The organism is Lentzea kristufekii, assembly GCF_033949925.1.
Taxonomy (GTDB): domain Bacteria; phylum Actinomycetota; class Actinomycetes; order Mycobacteriales; family Pseudonocardiaceae; genus Lentzea; species Lentzea kristufekii.
Genome location: NZ_JAXAVV010000013.1, coordinates 16,074 through 33,413 on the forward strand (window position 1 = coordinate 16,074; position 17,340 = coordinate 33,413).

Genomic DNA, 17,340 nt, shown 5'->3' on the forward strand with positions numbered 1-17,340 from the left:
CGGCTCCTCCGGCGAGGACCAGCTGCGGGCGAACGGCAGCCGTTCAGGTTGAGGACGCTGCTGAGCCGCATGGCCATCGCCGCAGCGGATTTCACCGGCCGGTGGGCCACTGGTTCACAGCGTGTCGCAGCGCGAGTGCTACCTGCTGGAAGGCCTCGCCGCTGTCGTGCTGTGCGACAAGAACGTCGGTCATGCCGGAGATGGCCTTGGCTCCGTCTTCGACGGCGGCGGCCAGGGCCACCGCGATGTTGCCCGGCAACTGTGTGAACGCCGGTGTATCGGGTTCCGGCGGCTGTGCGTTCTCCCACGCGACGTCCAGCTTGTCGAGCGCGTCGAGCAGGTCCCTCCACACAGCCAGTTGATTGGTGCTCTTTTCCGGTTCGTCACCGTGCATGGGGTTCGGCCTCAGTCCTGGGCATGTGAGGGCTCGTCGAGCTCGGGCAGTGCGGGAACGGACCGCAGTGCGCGGTTGCTGCGCGGTTCGGTCCGCGTCTTGGCCTCGTCGACCTGACGGATCAGCTCGGTGCGGACCTCGTTGAGTGCGGCCGGCAGATCCGGCTCGGAGGAGGTGGCGACGAGGTGCAGGCGGGGAGTGCGGCTGATCCAGCACTCGAGGGTGACTCGTTGCTCGACGCCGCGACGGTCCTTCAGGCTGATCTCGAGGTCGACCTGGTCTCCGCGGAACGACCGCAACCGCGAGCCGAGCGCGGCCAGGCGTTCCACGACCCAGTCGCGTTCGTTCGCGAGGAAGCCGGTGGCCAGGTGCAGCCGCTGGGTGATCACCGCTGTGTCTTCCGACAGTTCGGTCATCTATTCACTTGTCCTTTGTGGAGGGACGCTCTGCTGGGTCCGCATGGGGGCGTGGTCGAGGTCGGGGTAGCAAGCGAGCACGTCGTACAGTTCGGTGATCTCCAGTGGTCTGAGGACCGGCCGTGTGTCCGCGACCAAGCAGAACCCGATCTCCGCGTCGATTGCCGCAGCACGAGCGGTCGTCAGGACAGTGAGACCGGCGGCGGCGAGGAAACTGACGTCGGCGAGCTCGACGATCAGATCCGGGCCGCGGTAGCGGATCTGATCGTGCAGACGATCCCGCAGCAGCGAAGCGGTGAACATGTCCACCTCTCCACAGACCGTGATCACGATCGTCCCCGGCCGAGTGGCGGAGGTCGTCACGGTGAGCTGATCGGCAACCAGGATCGGGGCGGATCGTCCTGGGGCCGAGGAGTGTGGAGGAACAGATGCCTGAGAGTTGACGACGGTGCTCACGGAGGTCTCCTCACGAGACCACGGCGACCGCGGGGTCCAGGCGGGCGGGAAGGATGAGAACCCCAGCGTAGACCTGTGAGCCGCCCGCACAAGGTTGTACTCACCGTGCCAGGCGATCGCGCTGAGTGAGAAACACGCGGAGTCGATCCCGCGCCTCGTCGGCGCCGCATCAGCCCTGTTCAGGGGCCTCGTAGAGGTCTACGCTGAGAAGACAACACCCGATCACCGCGTCCCGCCGGGCCCGCAACGGCCTGACACGGCAGATCGTGGTGCATCGAAACTCCGCTCCGGACCTTGGCGGGCGTACGCGTCGAAACCGCAGACGCGCCAAGGAGGCCGTGAACATGTTTCCGCTCACAGCGCCAACCGACATCTCTCGCGGCCTGATCGCCGTTCGCCGATACCGCCGGAAATCTCGCCTCCGCCGGTTCCCGTCCGGCACGTGGCTCACGATCATCCTTAGTGGACAGTCGGCCAGTCATCTCGACCCGATCGGCAGATGCATCTGCAATCTGAAGCACTGAGAGGTCCACCATGGGCATCATCGCCTGGATCGTGCTCGGTCTGGCCGCCGGCGTCATCGCCAAGCGGCTGCTGGGCGGCAGGGCGAAGCACGGCGTCATCGTCACCATCATGATCGGCGTCGCTGGAGCGTTGCTCGGCGGCTGGGTGGCGTCGGCGTTGTTCGGCATCGACGCCGTCGGAGGCTTCTTCGAGATCCGTACGTGGATCACCGCCATCCTGGGATCCGCCGTCCTGCTGCTGATCTACCACCTGGTCACCGGCGGAGCACGCAAGCGCAGTTTCTGGCGCGCCAACCGATAGCCTGCCCGCCGCCGACCGCAGCGAAGCCTCATCGATGGAGAGTGACGATGAAGAACACTGCAGCGGCCCAAACCCGCGCGAGCGGAGATCGCCGCTCGCCCTTTGACCGCTTTGTCGAGTGGGCCCACCTGCGAGTCAGTCAAGCGCCGTTTTTCTTCGTGTGCGCGGGCATCGTTGTGGGATGGTTGGCCAGTCTGCCACTGTGGACAGATCTCAAGGAGTGGCAGACAGCCATCCACACTGTCTCAAGCGTCCTCACACTGCTGCTGGTAGCGCTGCTCGCGAATGCCGGCCGCCGTGAGGGTGAGGCCGCGCAGGAGAAACTCAACGTCATCGCCACGGCCCTGGCGGCGCTCGTTGCGGCGAACGCGAACAACAGTCCCGAGTTGCAAGACGCCACGAAGGCCTTGCGCGAAGCCGTCGGCCTCGAGGAACGTCACTGAGGATGTGTGTGAGACAGCAGGCCCGTTCCAGCGCTGGGTCGTGCGGCTTGTACGACTCGTTGTAGAGGATCGCCATCAGCAGCTGCGGGTTCACGCCGGCAGCGGCTAAGTGCTCGCGGACCTGTGGCGCATAGAGGCGCGGGTCCTGCTTGTCTGCCGCTGCCGACGACGAGGTGGTCGGACTCGACACGGGCGGGCGTGTTGTCTCCGGCGCCGGAGCAGGACTCGACCTCACCGGCCTGGACTGGCAGGGTAGGCCGGAGCGAGGCGCGCGTACATGCCTGGCAAAGCGCTGTCGACGCCAAGACCCTCACCTCTCCGAGAGCTGCGCGGCTGCGACAACACCGTCGCACTGGTCCGCGTCAGGCCGAGGCCGTGCTGGCGAGATGCGTCACGATGTGGGCGACAGTTGCCGGTGGGTGAGCACTTGGTCAAAGCGGGTTTGTGAGTCCTTCCCGAGACGCGTGCGCTTGCCGGTGGCTGGGGATGAGCGACCGCTAAGGGATGTCGTGCTCACCTCGTCGCTGGTGTGAGCACATCACCAATACCTGCCGGCGTTCCCGCTGATCGTTGTCGCTGAGCGTGGAGGTACGTGACGTGTTGTTCGTCGGTGATGACTGGGCAGAAGGTCATCACGACATCGAAATCATGGACGCCAACGGCAAGAAACTGTGCGGTACGCGATTGTCTGAAGGTGTCGAGGGGCGTGCAGCAGCTGCACGCGTTGATCGCCGACCACGCAGACTGCAAGTCGGACCAGGTGTCGGTCGCGATCGAGACTGATCGCGGGCCGTGGGTGACGGCGCTGGTCGCCGCGGGCTATCGGGTGTTCGCGGTCAATCCGCGCCAGGCCGCCAGGTTCCGGGAACGGGTTGCGATGTCTGGAGCCAAGAGTGATGCCGCGGACGCTCATGCGTTGGCGGACATGGTGCGCACGGATTCACACCAGCTGCGCCAGGTGGCGGGCGACAGCGAACTCGCCGAGGCGATCAAGCTACTTGCGCCTGCACACCAGACCCTGATCTGGGACCGTCGACGACAGGTCGCCCGCTTGCGCGCCCAGCTACGGGACTTCTTCCCCGCGGCACTGGCTGCATTCGGCGAAGACCTCGCGGCGGGCGAGGTGCTGGATCTGCTCAAGCGAGCTCCGGATCCGGACGCCGCGGCAAAGCTCTCACGATCGGAGATCTTGGCCGCGTTGAAGCGGGTGGGCCGGAAGCGGCTTGTCAACGAGCGGGCTGAGCGCATCCACGCAGGACTGAGTTCAGAGCAGTCTCGTCTACGTGCCGTGCTGCAACGCGCCTACTCGATCACCGTCCGCTCACTCGTGGGTGTGATCGCTGCGCTTGTCGAACAGATCAAGACGATCGAGGCCGAACTGGTGAAGCGTCTCGGCTGGCACCCGGACGCGACGATCTATCTCTCGCAACCCGGTATGGGGGAGATCGTGAGCGGCAGAGTGCTCGGTGAGTTCGGCGACGACCGCACCCGGTACGTCGGAGCGAAAGCACGGAAGAACTACGCCGGCACCAGCCCGGTCACGATCGCGTCCGGCAGCAGGTCGACGGTCAACGCCCGCCATGTCCGCAACACGCGGCTGATCGACGCGCTGATGCGCCAGGCCATGTGTGCTTGCGGAGTTCACCAGGTGCACGGGCGTACTACGACCGCCAACGCGCCCGCGGTGTGCCGCACAACGCCGCCCTGCGGCACGTCACCAACCGGCGCGTCGGGATCCTCCACGGCTGCCTCGCCGCCCACACCACCTACGACGAAGCCACCGCCTGGGCTCCCCACGTCGAGCGGGCCGCCTGACTTCCAGGGATGTCTCGGGCTCGCAAACCATGATCCACAACGACGAAACGGAGAATGAAGATGTGCACGGAAAATGCAGAGAAGCAGGCCGAGATGATTCTCGACCTGCTTCTCTGGAGTACGCCGCCAGGGACTCGAACCCCGGACCCGCTGATTAAGAGTCAGCTGCTCTAACCAACTGAGCTAGCGGCGCTTGTTTGTGTGCCGGAGCCTTGCTCGTTCCGACGTGAAGAACGTTAGCACAGCGCCTCCACGCGCTCCCAATCGGCTGGTCAGCACCGGTTTGGGGGTGCGTCCGCCACGTAACGATCCGGCCACTTGCGCAACTCGGGGCCACCCCCCGTCGTCCCCTAGTCGGGGGACGACGAAACACCTTCGTGCAGTCTCGGGAGCGGCGACAAGCAGATCGGAAGTACGTCGATGGGGATGTGGAGCAGGCGCGGTCGTGGGGTGGTCATGGCGGGAGTCGCTGTGATGCTGATCGCAGGCTGTTCGGGTGGGGGCGATCCGGCGAGTGGTGGTGGTGCCGGTGGGGAGTCGAGCGCTCCTCCTCCGCCGCCGAAGCCCGTCACGCTGACACTCGCGTTGAACAACGGCGCGGCGAACGTGTCGCCCGGTCTGCCGGTCATCGCGACGGCGGCGGACGGGAAGCTGACCGACGTCAAGCTGACCAACCCCGACGGCAAGGTCGTCGAGGGCAAGATGAACGCCGAGTCGACGCAGTGGACCAACACCGAGCCGCTCGGGTACTCCAAGACGTACAAGCTGGTCGCCACGGCCACCGGTGAGGACGGCAAGGCGGAGACCAAGGAGTCGTCCTTCACCACGGTGAAGCCGCGCACGCTCACGTACGTGTCGACGAACCCCCAGGACGGCACCACGATCGGCGTCGGGCAGCCGCTCGCCTTCTACTTCGACGAGCCGGTGGCCGACAAGGTCGCGGCCGAGAAGATGCTCGAGATCACCACCGAGCCCAAGGTCGAGGGTGCCTTCTACTGGTTCAACAAGAAGGAGGTGCACTGGCGTCCGGAGAAGTTCTGGAAGTCGGGCACCAAGATCACGATGAACATCAAGGTCTACGGCAAGCACATCGGTGACGGCATCTACGGCCAGGAGGACCGCACGATCACCACGACGGTCGGCGACGAGGTCATCCACGAGGCCGACGGCCAGTCGCACCAGGTGATCACCAAGGTCAACGGCCAGGTCGTGCGCACCATGCCGACCTCGATGGGCAAGCCGGCCGACGCCACTCCCACCGGCACGTACGTGCTGATGGAGAAGCACGACCACATGATCATGGACTCGACCACGTACGGCCTCGCGCTGGAGAACGGCGGCTACAAGACCCCGGTCGACTGGGCGTACCGCATGTCCAACAGCGGCATCTTCTTCCACGGCGCGCCGTGGTCCATCGGCGACCAGGGCAAGCGCAACGTGAGCCACGGCTGCCTCAACCTGTCGCCGGAGAACGCCAAGTGGGTGTTCGACAACAGCAAGCAGGGCGACGTCGTGATCGTCACCAACTCCGGCGGTCCCGCGCTGGAGCCGTGGGACGGCTTCGGCGACTGGCAGGTCCCGTGGGCCACGTGGGTCCAGGGCAACCGCTAGCCCTCTAGGAAACCGTCACCTGACCGCCCGACACGGTCAGGTGACGGTTCACCTGCACCGCCTCCAGCATCCGCCGGTCGTGCGTCACCAGCAGCAACGTGCCGGGGTAGTTGTCCAGCGCCGACTCCAGCTGCTCGATCGCGGCCAGGTCCAGGTGGTTCGTCGGCTCGTCCAGCACCAGCAGGTTGACCCCGCGGCCCTGCAGCAACGCCAGCGCCGCCCGCGTCCGCTCACCCGGTGAGAGCGACGCCGCCGGGCGCATGACGTGCACCGCCTTCAGGCCGAACTTCGCCAGCAACGTCCGCACGTCGGCCGGGTTCATCTCCGGCACGGCCTCCTCGAACGCGTCCACCAGCGGCAGATCGCCCAGGAACAGCCCGCGCGCCTGGTCCACCTCGCCGACCACGACGCCGGAGCCCAGCGTCGCGTGGCCCGAGGTCAGCTCCACCCGGCCGAGCAGCGCGGCCAGCAGCGTCGACTTGCCCGCGCCGTTCGCGCCGGTGATCGCGACCCGGTCCGCCCAGTCGATCTGCAGGTCCACCGGGCCCAGCCGGAAGCCACCGCGCTCGACCACGGCCGCCCGCAGCGACGCCACCACGGCACCGGAACGCGGGGCAGCGGCGATCTCCATCCGCAGCTCCCACTCCTTGCGGGGCTCCTCGACGACGTCCAGCCGTTCGATCATGCGGTCGGTCTGCCGGGCCTTCGAGGCCTGCTTCTCGGTGGCGTCGGCACGGAACTTGCGGGCGTTCTTGTCGTTGTCGCCCGCCTTGCGCCGGGCGTTCTTCACGCCCTTCTCCATCCACGACCGCTGCATGCGCGCACGGGCCTCCAGCGAGGCCTTGGTGTCCGCGAACTCCTCGTAGTCGTCACGGGCGTGCTGACGGGCCCGTGCGCGCTCTTCGAGGTACGAGTCGTAGCCGCCGCCGTACAGGCGCACGGAGTTCTGGTGCAGGTCGAGCTCCAGCACCCTCGTGACCGTGCGGGCCAGGAACTCGCGGTCGTGCGACACCACCACCGTGCCCGCGCGCAGGCCCGTGACGAACTTCTCCAGCCGCTCCAGGCCGTCGAGGTCCAGGTCGTTGGTCGGCTCGTCGAGCAGGAAGATGTCGTAGCGGCTGAGCAGCAGCGACGCCATGCCCGCCCGCGCCGCCTGGCCGCCGGACAGCGAGGTCATCAACGCGTCGAGGCCGACGGAGAGGCCGACGTCGGCGATGACTTCGAGCGACCGTTCCTCCAGGTCGGCGCCGCCCAGCGCGAGCCACTGGTCGAGCGCGTCCGAGTAGCCCTCGTCGTTGCCCGCGGTCAGCGCCTCGGTGGCGGCGTCCAGCGCGGCCTGGGCGTCCGCGACACCGGTCCGCCGGGCCAGGAACTCGCGGACGGTCTCGCCCTCGCGGCGTTCGGGTTCCTGCGACAGGTGCCCGACGTTGGCCGCGGGCGGGCTCAGCGTCACACGACCGGACTCGGCGGGGACGAGCCCTGCCAGCGTCTTCAGCAACGTCGACTTGCCCGCGCCGTTGACGCCGACGAGCCCGATGACGTCGCCGGGGGCGACCACGAGGTCCAGCCCGGAGAAGAGGACGCGGTCACCGTGTCCGGCGGCGAGGTCCTTGGCGACAAGAGTGGTCACAGCGCGCTCCGACGGCGGATGGGGGTCCGGGGGTTTCCCCGGCGTGGGGTCTGGGGGCTCGGCCCCCAGGAAAAGAACGAAGCCGGACCATGTTCGCGCTTTTTGCGAACATGGTCCGGCTTGTCAGGGTGAGTGACGGGACTTGAACCCGCGACACCTGGGATCACAACCCAGTGCTCTACCGACTGAGCTACACCCACCATTGCCAGTCGTTGACCGGCGAGGGAAGCATAGCAACGATGACTAGCGATATTGAAATCGGGGGTCAGTCGACGTTCTTGAGCAGGTCAGCGGCCACGGCCTGGGCCTGCTCGGTCGACGGGCCCGGCTGCGGCACGAACGCCGTCCGCCGGTAGTACGCGAGCTCCCGGATCGACTCGACGATGTCGGCGAGCGCCCGGTGCGCGAGACCCTTGCCCGGCTGCGCGTAGTAGATGCGCGGGTACCAGCGCCGGCACAGCTCCTTGATCGACGACACGTCGACCATGCGGTAGTGCAGGTGGGCGTCCAGCGCCGGCATGTCGCGGGCGATGAAGCCGCGGTCGGTGGCGATGGAGTTGCCGGCCAGGGGAGCGGTCCGCGGGTCGGGGACCCACTCCTTGATGTAGGCCAGCACGGCGGCCTCGGCCTCTTCCAGGGACACCGCGGACGCGCGCACCTCCTCGGTCAGGCCCGACTTGGCGTGCATCTGCATGACGACTTCCGGCATCGAGGCGAGCACTTCGTCATCCGCGTGGATCACAATGTCCACGCCGTCGCCGAGCACGTTGAGCTCGGCGTCCGTGACCAGTGCCGCGATCTCGATCAGAGCGTCCTTGCCCAAGTCGAGTCCGGTCATCTCGCAGTCGATCCACACCAGACGATCCATCACGCCCGGAACATTACTGCGCGGAGCGTCAACTTCGAGTGGCGGCGTGCAGCAACCTGGTTACGCTCCTCGTGCATGACGGCTCAAGCTGAGATCGCTGCTGGGTATGCGTCGGAGAGCGCGGCCATCGAACTCGGCGCCGTGCTGGTCGACGGGATGGTGGAGCCGAGCGCCCACGTCCGCATCCCGCTGGCCATGGTCAACCGCCACGGACTTGTCGCGGGCGCAACGGGAACCGGCAAGACGAAGACGCTCCAGCTGCTCGCCGAGCAGCTGTCGAACAACGGCGTGCCGGTGTTGATGGCGGACGTGAAGGGCGACTTGTCCGGTCTGTCGCAGCAAGGTGCGGACAGCGACAGGACGAAGGCCCGGGCCGCGGACACCGGAGACGACTGGCAGCCGGCGTCGTACCCCGTGCAGTTCCTGTCGATCGGCACGGGCGGTCTCGGCGTTCCCCTCCGCGCGACGATCACGAGCTTCGGGCCGATCCTGCTGTCGAAGGTGCTGGGCCTGAACGACACCCAGGAGTCGACGCTCGGGCTGATCTTCCACTGGGCCGACAGCCGCGGGCTGCCGTTGCTCGACACCAAGGACCTGCGCAGCGTCATCCAGCACCTCACCGGCGACGAGGGCAAGGAGGACCTGAAGGGCATCGGCGGTGTCTCCAGCTCCACCGCGGGCGTGATCCTGCGGGCGCTGGTCAACCTGGAGGCGCAGGGCGGTGACAGGTTCTTCGGCGAACCGGAGCTCGACCCGGCCGACCTGATGCGCCAGCGCGACGGCAAGGGTGTCGTGAGCCTGCTGGAACTGGCCGAGCTGCAGGGCAATCCCGCGCTGTTCTCCACGTTCCTGATGTGGCTGCTGGCCGAGCTGTTCGAGACGCTGCCCGAGGAAGGCGACGTCGAGAAGCCCAAGCTCGTCTTCTTCTTCGACGAGGCGCATCTGCTGTTCTCCAACGCCTCCAAGGCGTTCCTCGACCAGATCACCCAGACCGTGAAGCTCATCCGGTCCAAGGGCATCGGTGTCTTCTTCTGCACGCAGCTGCCGACCGACATCCCGAACGACGTGCTGTCGCAGCTCGGCGCGCGCGTCCAGCACGCACTGCGCGCGTTCACGCCGGACGACCAGAAGGCGTTGGCGCGCACGGTGAAGACGTATCCGACGACCCCGCACTACGACCTGGAGAAGGCCCTCACGTCGCTCGGCATCGGCGAGGCGATCATCACCGTGCTGAGCGAGAAGGGCGCGCCGACGCCGGTCGCGTGGACCCGCCTGCGGGCGCCGCGCTCGTTGATGGACACCATCGGCAACGACGCGATCAAGCAGGCGTCCCAGGCGTCGGACCTGCACGGCAAGTATTCGGAGACCGTCGACCGCGAGTCGGCCTACGAGCAGCTGATGCGGAAGGTCGCGCCGCCACAGGAAGAACGAGCCCCGGACGCTCCTGCCCAGCGGCAGGAGAAGGAGGAACCGGGGCTCGTCGAGAAGGTGCTGGGCAACAGCGCCGTGAAGTCGTTCCTGCGGTCAGCGGGCAGCGCCCTGGCGCGCGAGATCACGCGCGGCATCTTCGGGACCTCGCGCAAGCGACGCTGACAGCACGGCCGCGCCGATGCACAGGGCGCCCGCGACGTACCAGGCCAGGTCGTAACTGCCCAGGTGGTCGCGGGTGAGCCCGGCCGCCGAGGCCGCGACGGCCGCGCCGAGCTGGTGCGACGCGAACACCCAGCCGAACACGACAGGGCCGGACATGCCGAAGTACTGGCGGCACAACGCCACGGTCGGCGGCACCGTCGCGACCCAGTCCAGGCCGTAGAAGATGATGAACACCAGCATCGACGGGTGCGCCGACTCGCTGAACAGCTGCGGCAGCAGCATGAGCGAGAGGCCGCGCAACGCGTAGTAACCCGCCAGCAGCAGCCGTGAGTCGACGCGGTCGGTCAGCCAGCCGGACGCGATCGTGCCCACGATGTCGAACACGCCGACCAGCGCGAGCAGACCGGCGGCGGTCGTCGTCGGCATGCCGTGGTCGTGCGCGGCGGGGATGAAGTGCGTGCCCACCAGACCGTTCGTGGACGCACCGCAGATGGCGAAACCACCGGCCAGCAACCAGAACGGCCGGGTCCTGGCAGCCGTGGCCAACGCGCCCAGAGCACGCTTGGCGGCTCCGCCGGTCGGCGGCGGGGGAGTGTCCTCGGTCGCGCCGAGAGGCAACAGCCCCACGTCACGCGGGTACTCCCGCAGGAAAAGCCCCGCCAGCGGCACGACGGCCAGCGCGGCGATGCAGATCACCAGCGAGGCGTACCGCCAGCCGTAGGACTCCGACAGCCAGGCCACCGTCGGCAGGAACACCAGCTGGCCGGCCGCGCCACCCGCCGTCAGCACGCCCGTGACCAGGCCGCGGTGCTTCACGAACCAGCGTCCGGTGATCGTCGCGACGAACGCCAGCGCCATCGAGCCCGTGCCGAGACCGACCACGACGCCCCACAGCAGAACCAGCTGCCACGACGCGGTCATGAACACCGTCAGCCCGCTGCCGATCGCGACCAGCGTCAACGCGCTGGTCACCACGATCCGCACGCCGAACTTGTCCATCAGCGCGGCCGCGAACGGCGCGGTCAGCCCGAACAGCAACAGGTTGATCGAGATGGCGAGCGAGATCGTGCCGGTCGTCCAGCCGAACTCCGCTTGCAACGGCTCGATCAACGCTCCCGGCGCCGCGCGGAACGACGCGGCGCCCACCAGGGCGATGAAGGACACACCTGCGACAACCCAGGCCCAATGGAGTCTCACGCCGACAAGGTTCGGTGATGGCCGACCCTGCGACCAGTGGCCCGATGGCCAACATGTGAAAGAATCAGGCCATGCACCGGATCGCCGTTCTCGCGCTCGAGAAGTCCGTCGCGTTCGACATCGGCAGCTCGACGCACATGTTCGGGCGGCTCGAAGACTCCTACGAGGTCGTCGTCTGCTCGCCGGACCGCCGCCCGATCCCGACCACCGGCGGCTTCACCATCGCGCCCGACCACGGCCTGGAGGTGCTCAGGGACGCGGACACGGTGCTCGTGCCGGGCACCCACTACCAGCCGGCGCGCGAAGGCCGGCTCGAACCCGCGGTCCTGGAGGCGCTCACGACGACGAAGGCGCCGCGGATCATGTCGATCTGCACCGGCGCGTTCGTGCTCGCGGCAGCCGGGCTGCTCGACGGCAGGCCCGCGACCACGCACTGGAAGACCACCGACCAGTTCCGCGCGCTGTACCCGAAGGTGCGCCTGAACCCGGACGTGCTGTTCATCGACGACGGCGACGTGCTGACGTCCGCGGGCGTCGCGGCGGGCATCGATCTGTGCCTGCACGTCATCAGGTCCGACCACGGCAGCGAGGTGGCGAACTGGGTCGCCCGCTACTGCGTCGTTCCGGCGTGGCGGCAGGGAGGGCAGTCCCAGTTCGTCGACCGGCCGGTGCCGGACTACCCGGACACCTCGACCGCGCTCGCCCGCGAATGGGCGTTGGAACGGCTCCAGGAGCCGCTCGACCTCGCCGCGATGGCCGCGCAGGTGCGGATGAGCGTGCGGACGTTCACCCGCCGGTTCCGCGCGGAGACCGGCATGTCACCGGGCCAGTGGCTGACGCAGCAGCGCGTCGACCGCGCCCGGCACCTGCTGGAGTCCACCGACCTGCCGATCGACCAGGTCGCGAACCACGCCGGCTTCGGCACCGGCGCGGCTCTGCGGCAGCAGCTGGCCGCCTCGATCGGGATCTCGCCGAGCGCCTACCGTCAGTCGTTCCGCTCGGCTTGACCGTCCACAGTGGAGTCGATCAGGAACGGGCGCAACAGGTCCGGCACGGCCTCGTCGGCGAGCGCCAGCCCGTGCGACTCGCCGACGTCCGTCACGTGGTAGATGCCCGCACCCGCCGCCGTGGTCGCGCCGATCGTCATCAAACCGCTGCGGCGCTGGAAGAACGACCGCTGGATGCGCCAGCCGATGATGCCGGTGCGCTGCAACGCGACGGTGCTGCGCACGAGGGAGTTGTTGCGCGTCACCAGGTACCGCTCGTCCAGCGCGTTGCCGAGCGACCGGTAGTTGTCCCAGCCGACCAGTGCGGCGAACGGGAGGATCGCCATCGGGATCGGCCACGCCCACGACGGTGCCCAGATCGCGAGGCCCACCGCGATGACGACCCACGGCAGCACGTGCCGGAACATGCTGCGGCGCAACGCGGCGAACGGGTGCTTGCGGAGCCGGAGCGTCGTTGGGTCGTTGCCGACCTTCAGCACGTCCCGCGACACCTGGTGCGCCACCGACAGCGGCGCGGGCGGCAGCAGCAGGTTGCTCTCGCCCTTCGAGCCCAGGCCCGTGGTCACCGCGGCGAGCTTCGCGCCCTTGCCGGCGCGCACCAGCAGCGGTTCCTGGACGTCGACGCCGCGCAGGCGTTGTTCCTCCACCGAGACCGAGCGGGTGGTGAGCAGACCCCGTTGCACGCGCAGGGTTCCGTCCGGTTCGCGGGTCAGCCGGTAGTTCCAGAACTGCAGGATGTAGAGCGGGATCGACAGCACCAGCCCGACCACGGCCAGCAGGACCAGGAACCCGGCGAAGAGCGCGAGACTCGGGTTCTCGAACAGCCACTCCCACAGGTCCCGCACCGGGTGCAGGCCGAGGTCGTCGGCGTAGTTGGACAGCACGCCGAACAGGGCGCCGATCGCGACAAGACCCGACAACGACAGCGGCGCGAACTTCAGCCACTTCAGGTCGAGCTGCGAGATGACCTCGGACTCGGGCAGCGGAACCGGTTCCGCGTGCTCGCCCTCCGCCGCCTGAGCCGTCCAGGGTGCGACTCCCTTCTGCAGCAACAACAACCGCAGCCGTTCGGCCTCCTCCTGCGTCACCGCGTCGAGCGTCAGGCCGTCCGTGCCGGGGACGTCCTGCTGCCCCGTGCCGATCCGCACCGCCGAGAGCCCGAAGATCCGGTGGCCCGGCTTGGAGGTGAGGTCGACCGTCCTGATGCGATCACGCGGCACCGCGAGCTGCTTGCGGGTCAGCAGGCCCGTGTGCAGCTCGACCTGGTCGTCGGTGATGCGGTACCTCGTGGTGCGCCAGATGAGGTAGCTGAAGGCGAGGATCGCCGCGACCGTCGCGCCGCTGGCGATGAGCCGCCACTTCTCGCCGTTGCCGGTGAACAGCAGCACCAGGATCGGCACCAGCATCGCGACGCCCTCGTTGAGCGGCCGCACGACCAGCATCCGCACGTGCAGGCGGTGCCACTCCTGCAGCGGCTCGACGAACTCCGGTGCGGCGGGAAGCCCGGCCGGCACCTCCGCAGGAGTGCTCACGTGGCATCACCGGGCGTGGCCTGCGTGGTGTTGGTCAGTTCCACCACGAGCCTCTGCGCGACCTCGTGCTCCAGGCCCTCGATCTCCACCGGTCCGGCGGCCGACGCCGTCGTCACCGTGACGGTGGACAGGCCGAGCATCTGCTGGAACGGCCCGCGTTTCGTGTCGATCGTCTGGATCCGCGACACCGGCGCGACTCGCCACTCCTGGTTCAGCCAGCCGGAGAGGGTGTAGACGGCGTCCGGCGTGGTCTCCCAGCGGTGGACGCGGTAACGCCAGCTCGGCTCGACCGCGGTGTGCACGATCCCGACGACCAGCGTGCCGGTCATGAGCACGAACTCCCACGTCGGTGGCTCGTCCACCAGCAGGAACACGACGAGCTGGGGCACGAAGAGCACGAGCCAGAAGAGGGCGGCCTGCATGGTCCACAGCAGGACGGACTTCGGGCTCACCTGGTGACGAGGCGTGCGCAGTTGCAGAGTCACCTCACAAGGGTGCCTCACCTGCACCAGGTGGTGTGGCCAGGTGTGTCAATTGGTGTGTCGGTGACCGAGGTGGTCTTGCTTGCGAGGGAGGCAAGACCACCTCGGGCAGGGCGAGTCGATCAGGGCTGCGAGCAGTACGGCGGGGTGAACTTGTCGCTGTCGTCAGCCGAGGCCGCGCCCGACATCGCCAGCAGCGCCCCCAAACTGAGGATCACAGCCGCGATGCTTCGAGCGATAGTGTTCAACTTCATTGAGGGGCTCCTTCGTTAGGTGGCGGCCGTGGATGAGGGCAGGAAGTCGTTGACGAGGTTCGGTGCTCGGTTGCGGGCGGTCCGGCTGCAACGCGGTTTGTCGCAAAAGGACCTCGCGTGCCCCGGTGTCTCCATGAGCTACGTGTCCCGGCTCGAGTCCGGCGAACGCGTTCCGTCGCCCACCGTCGTCCGCAGGCTCGCCGAGGTGCTCGGCGTCGACCCGTCCGAGCTGGTGGTCGACGAGGACCGCACCGCCATGCAGGACGAGGCGCTGGCGTGGTGCGAGGCACTGCTCGCGTACCACGACGGCGACCTGGTGCTGGCCGTCGATCTGCTGGAAACGCTGGGAAAGCGGTCGGACGAGGAGATGTTCGGCTGGTGCGTGCGCTGGACGCGCCTGGTGATGCTCGCGCGGCAGCGAGACCACGAGGGTCTGCTGCTGGCGGCGGCGAAGTTGCGCAAGTCGTGGTCTCCCGGTCCGGCGGTGGACGCGCTCGTGGAGATCCTGCGCGCATCCTCGTTGCGGCGCCTCGCCCGGACGGCCGAATCCGTGCGGGCCGCGACCGAGGCCGTCGAGCTGGCGAGCGGCGACGGCGACCGGGTGCGCCGCGTCCACACCCGCGCGCTCATCGCGTTGTGCGCGGAGCTCACCGCGGCGGGACGACTGGCCGACGCCGAACAGGTCGTGGACCAGCTTTCCGTGCGGCTGCCCGAACTCGGCCGCGACCGGCTCGCGATCTCCACGTGGTGGGTGCGCGCCAAGGTCGCGGATCGCCTGGGGGACCGGATGGAGGCCGCGCACTGCATCCGCGAGGCCGTCGCGCTGCTGGACGACTTCGACGGCGATCCCGAGTACCGCTGCCGGGTCCGGCTGGCCGGGGCGTCCATCGCGCTGCGCACGCCGGGAGCGAACCTCGACGAGGTGGTCGCGTTGCTGGACGAGGTGGAGACGACGGTCGCCGCGATGCGCCGGCAGGACGGCCTGCTCGCGCACGCCCGTGCGTTGCGGGCGGAACTGGCGTTGCGCGACGGAGAGGTCGACCGGGCCCGCGAACTGGCCGAGGTCGCGCTCGCCACCGGAGAGCTCGACGCCGAACAGCAGTTGCGGTGCCACCTGCTGCTCGTGCGGGCCGCGGACGAGGTCGACGCGGACGGCGGCGACGCGCGCACCGCACTGGCCGCGATGCTGGAGCACATCAACCCCGAGGTCGTCGACCCGCTGCTGTGGCGGGACGTGGCACGCATCGCGCTCCGAAAGCACTGACGAGAGCGCTCGGCGGCGTTGCCTGCCCATGACCGCCCCTCGCTCATTAACCGGACACCTTGTTAACGGAGCATGACACAGACCAGTTACCCATCACATCACCCAATTGAACCGCGCGCGTGTGGGTAGAACACCCGGGAACCGGCAGTTCCCGGTCGGGGACAAGCGGCCGAACGGGCGATGGTCAACAAGTGCGCTCGGACCAGTTGTCAATAGGTTGACAATGCATTACTGGCCGACGGTCAAGTTCATCCACCACACGATGGCGCCGGCACGGCCGTTGACGTCAAGGGTGGCGTAGATGCGCTGGAGGTGGTTCTGCACGGTTTTGGGGGACAGGCCGAGCGACTCCGCGACCATCGCCGTGCTCGCCCCGGCGGCCACGAGCCGCAGCACCTCGATGCCGCGTTTGGTGAGCCCTGCCCGCAGTGCGCGGGCGATCCGGGTGTTCGTGTGTTCCGCGGTACCGGTTTCGTGCAGCTCGCCGACGTTCGGAACGCGGACCACCGCGTCCTCCCGCTTGGGCTCGAAACGCCTGTGCGCCAACTGTTCCACGAGCCGTGACGAAAGGTCGTGCTCGCGCATCCGCAGCAGATCGCGGCCCTCCTGCAGTTCCCACAACCGGTACTGTTCCAACTGCATCCGCGCGTGGCGCAACGCCCGTTCGAGATCGCCACACCGTTCGTGCGCCTCGCTCAGTTGCTGGTGCGCGTGCACCGCCACTTCCCGTGCCAGGCAGCTCATCGCGAGTTCGGCGGCCTGGGAGAGCTGGGCGATCTGCTCGGGGTAGCGCGCCCGCGCACCGCTGAGGCGCGCCCGTGCCATCAGCGCCTCGGCCCTCGCCACCGGGCGGTTCCTTCCGGCAAGCAACTGGTCAGCGCGCTGCCAGCTGCGGTGTGCGCGGTCAAGTTCACCCAGATCGATGCGCACGTGTGTCAGCAGCACGGTGACCATCGCCATCCGCACCGGATCGCCGAGGGTCTTCCAGCGGTCGCGCACTTGAGCGCACAACGCCTCCGCGCGGCGGAGCTTGCGCACGCACGGCTCTCCGTCGAGGCTGCAGCGGTTCTCCGCGGTGCGGATCATGCAGTGCTCGTGGTACTGCATCCGCATCACCCGTGCCTGTTCGAACAGCACCGAGCCGATCAGCTCGTTGTCGCCGGTGAGCTCCGCGAGACCCAGTGCGCGGGCGAAGGAGTTGAAGCTCCGCTCCCGCGAGTCGAGCCGCAGTTCCACCACGGCCCGGGAGAAACTGCACCGCGCCTGCAGTCCGATGTGGCGGTTGGCGGCCGCGATCGCCTGCACCTTGTCGATCGTGTCGAGCGCGCTCGGCCACAACCCCCGCTTGCCCAGCGCCACCGACTGCGCCAGGACGCCTTCCGCCACGCCTTCCGCGTCGTCCAGCCACGAGTAGGCGGCCACGGCCTTCTCCGCGTACTCCAGGGCCTCGCCTGGCCTGCCCTCGTCCAGCGCTATTCGTGCCTCGCGCAGGTTGTGCACGGCATTGGATCGCGGATCCGCGGTCCGGCCGGGAACCGTCATGGTGAAGCCCC

16 protein-coding genes, 2 tRNA genes and 1 pseudogene are annotated in these 17,340 nt (G+C 68.2%); 7 read left to right on the forward strand and 12 right to left on the reverse strand.

The genetic code is table 11. The features are described from left to right. Positions 1-91: 91 nt before the first annotated feature. Genes SK571_RS25650 through SK571_RS25660 form a run of 3 tightly spaced genes read right to left on the reverse strand, consistent with a single transcriptional unit; the run spans position 92 to position 1,356 of the window. A complete protein-coding gene (locus tag SK571_RS25650; protein ID WP_319986639.1) occupies positions 92-394 on the reverse strand; it encodes a hypothetical protein in 303 nt (100 codons plus the stop codon). Between the two features lie 11 nt (positions 395-405). Further along, the gene (locus tag SK571_RS25655) at positions 406-810 is read right to left on the reverse strand and encodes an HPF/RaiA family ribosome-associated protein (protein ID WP_319986640.1); all 405 of its coding nucleotides are present in this window, start codon (positions 808-810) and stop codon (positions 406-408) included. Then, positions 811-1,356 carry an STAS domain-containing protein gene (locus tag SK571_RS25660; RefSeq protein WP_319986641.1) on the reverse strand — a complete coding sequence of 182 codons (546 nt, stop codon included), beginning with the start codon at positions 1,354-1,356 and terminating at the stop codon, positions 811-813. Between the two features lie 444 nt (positions 1,357-1,800). Here SK571_RS25660 and SK571_RS25665 point away from each other — a divergent pair, with 444 nt between their 5' ends. The 3 genes and pseudogenes from SK571_RS25665 (at position 1,801) to SK571_RS25675 (ending at position 4,349) form a co-directional block, all read left to right on the forward strand. Then, positions 1,801-2,091: a GlsB/YeaQ/YmgE family stress response membrane protein gene (locus SK571_RS25665; protein ID WP_319986642.1), complete on the forward strand. Its 291-nt coding sequence runs from the start codon at positions 1,801-1,803 to the stop codon at positions 2,089-2,091. 47 nt (positions 2,092-2,138) lie between these two features. Beyond that, a complete protein-coding gene (locus SK571_RS25670) occupies positions 2,139-2,534 on the forward strand; it encodes a low affinity iron permease family protein (protein ID WP_319986643.1) in 396 nt (131 codons plus the stop codon). 597 nt (positions 2,535-3,131) lie between these two features. Further along, a pseudogene (locus tag SK571_RS25675) lies at positions 3,132-4,349 on the forward strand (IS110 family transposase). A 119-nt stretch (positions 4,350-4,468) separates the two neighbouring features. Here the strand turns inward: SK571_RS25675 and SK571_RS25680 are convergent. Then, positions 4,469-4,542 (reverse strand) — tRNA-Lys (locus tag SK571_RS25680). A 263-nt stretch (positions 4,543-4,805) separates the two neighbouring features. Here SK571_RS25680 and SK571_RS25685 point away from each other — a divergent pair. Continuing rightward, positions 4,806-5,960, forward strand: coding sequence for a L,D-transpeptidase (locus SK571_RS25685; protein WP_319986644.1), 1,155 nt, complete (start codon positions 4,806-4,808; stop codon positions 5,958-5,960). A 4-nt stretch (positions 5,961-5,964) separates the two neighbouring features. Here SK571_RS25685 and SK571_RS25690 read toward each other — a convergent pair whose 3' ends face one another. The 3 genes from SK571_RS25690 to orn all read right to left on the reverse strand — a co-directional run bounded on the left by SK571_RS25690 (position 5,965) and on the right by orn (position 8,461). Beyond that, positions 5,965-7,590, reverse strand: a complete 1,626-nt coding sequence (locus SK571_RS25690; RefSeq protein WP_319986645.1) for an ABC-F family ATP-binding cassette domain-containing protein — start codon at positions 7,588-7,590, stop codon at positions 5,965-5,967. Between the two features lie 127 nt (positions 7,591-7,717). Continuing rightward, a tRNA-His gene (locus SK571_RS25695) sits at positions 7,718-7,790 on the reverse strand. Between the two features lie 65 nt (positions 7,791-7,855). Continuing rightward, positions 7,856-8,461 (reverse strand): oligoribonuclease, encoded by a 606-nt coding sequence (orn, locus tag SK571_RS25700; RefSeq protein ID WP_319986646.1) that lies wholly within the window; start codon positions 8,459-8,461, stop codon positions 7,856-7,858. A gap of 72 nt (positions 8,462-8,533) precedes the next feature. On the opposite strand from orn, the gene SK571_RS25705 reads away from it, so the two are divergent. Next, positions 8,534-10,051 carry a helicase HerA-like domain-containing protein gene (locus tag SK571_RS25705; protein ID WP_319986647.1) on the forward strand — a complete coding sequence of 506 codons (1,518 nt, stop codon included), beginning with the start codon at positions 8,534-8,536 and terminating at the stop codon, positions 10,049-10,051. Here SK571_RS25705 and SK571_RS25710 read toward each other — a convergent pair. Further along, positions 9,983-11,248, reverse strand: coding sequence for an MFS transporter (locus tag SK571_RS25710; protein WP_319986648.1), 1,266 nt, complete (start codon positions 11,246-11,248; stop codon positions 9,983-9,985). The two genes, SK571_RS25705 and SK571_RS25710, sit on opposite strands and share 69 nt — an antisense overlap. A gap of 71 nt (positions 11,249-11,319) precedes the next feature. On the opposite strand from SK571_RS25710, the gene SK571_RS25715 reads away from it, so the two are divergent. After that, complete coding sequence (locus SK571_RS25715) at positions 11,320-12,255, forward strand: GlxA family transcriptional regulator (RefSeq protein ID WP_319986649.1); 936 nt, start codon at positions 11,320-11,322, stop codon at positions 12,253-12,255. Here the strand turns inward: SK571_RS25715 and SK571_RS25720 are convergent. The 3 genes from SK571_RS25720 to SK571_RS25730 all read right to left on the reverse strand — a co-directional run bounded on the left by SK571_RS25720 (position 12,234) and on the right by SK571_RS25730 (position 14,523). Further along, on the reverse strand, positions 12,234-13,787 hold the full coding sequence (locus SK571_RS25720) for a PH domain-containing protein (RefSeq protein ID WP_319986650.1): 1,554 nt from the start codon (positions 13,785-13,787) through the stop codon (positions 12,234-12,236). The genes SK571_RS25715 and SK571_RS25720 overlap by 22 nt on opposite strands. Beyond that, positions 13,784-14,266 (reverse strand): PH domain-containing protein, encoded by a 483-nt coding sequence (locus SK571_RS25725; RefSeq protein ID WP_319986841.1) that lies wholly within the window; start codon positions 14,264-14,266, stop codon positions 13,784-13,786. The genes SK571_RS25720 and SK571_RS25725 overlap by 4 nt, the downstream gene beginning before the upstream one ends. A 125-nt stretch (positions 14,267-14,391) precedes the next feature. Next, positions 14,392-14,523, reverse strand: a complete 132-nt coding sequence (locus SK571_RS25730; RefSeq protein ID WP_319986651.1) for a hypothetical protein — start codon at positions 14,521-14,523, stop codon at positions 14,392-14,394. A gap of 28 nt (positions 14,524-14,551) precedes the next feature. Here SK571_RS25730 and SK571_RS25735 point away from each other — a divergent pair, with 28 nt between their 5' ends. Next, positions 14,552-15,787, forward strand: a complete 1,236-nt coding sequence (locus tag SK571_RS25735; RefSeq protein WP_319986652.1) for a helix-turn-helix domain-containing protein — start codon at positions 14,552-14,554, stop codon at positions 15,785-15,787. A 228-nt stretch (positions 15,788-16,015) separates the two neighbouring features. On the opposite strand, the gene SK571_RS25740 is transcribed toward SK571_RS25735, so the two are convergent. Next, on the reverse strand, positions 16,016-17,329 hold the full coding sequence (locus SK571_RS25740; protein WP_319986653.1) for a LuxR C-terminal-related transcriptional regulator: 1,314 nt from the start codon (positions 17,327-17,329) through the stop codon (positions 16,016-16,018). Positions 17,330-17,340: the final 11 nt, after the last annotated feature.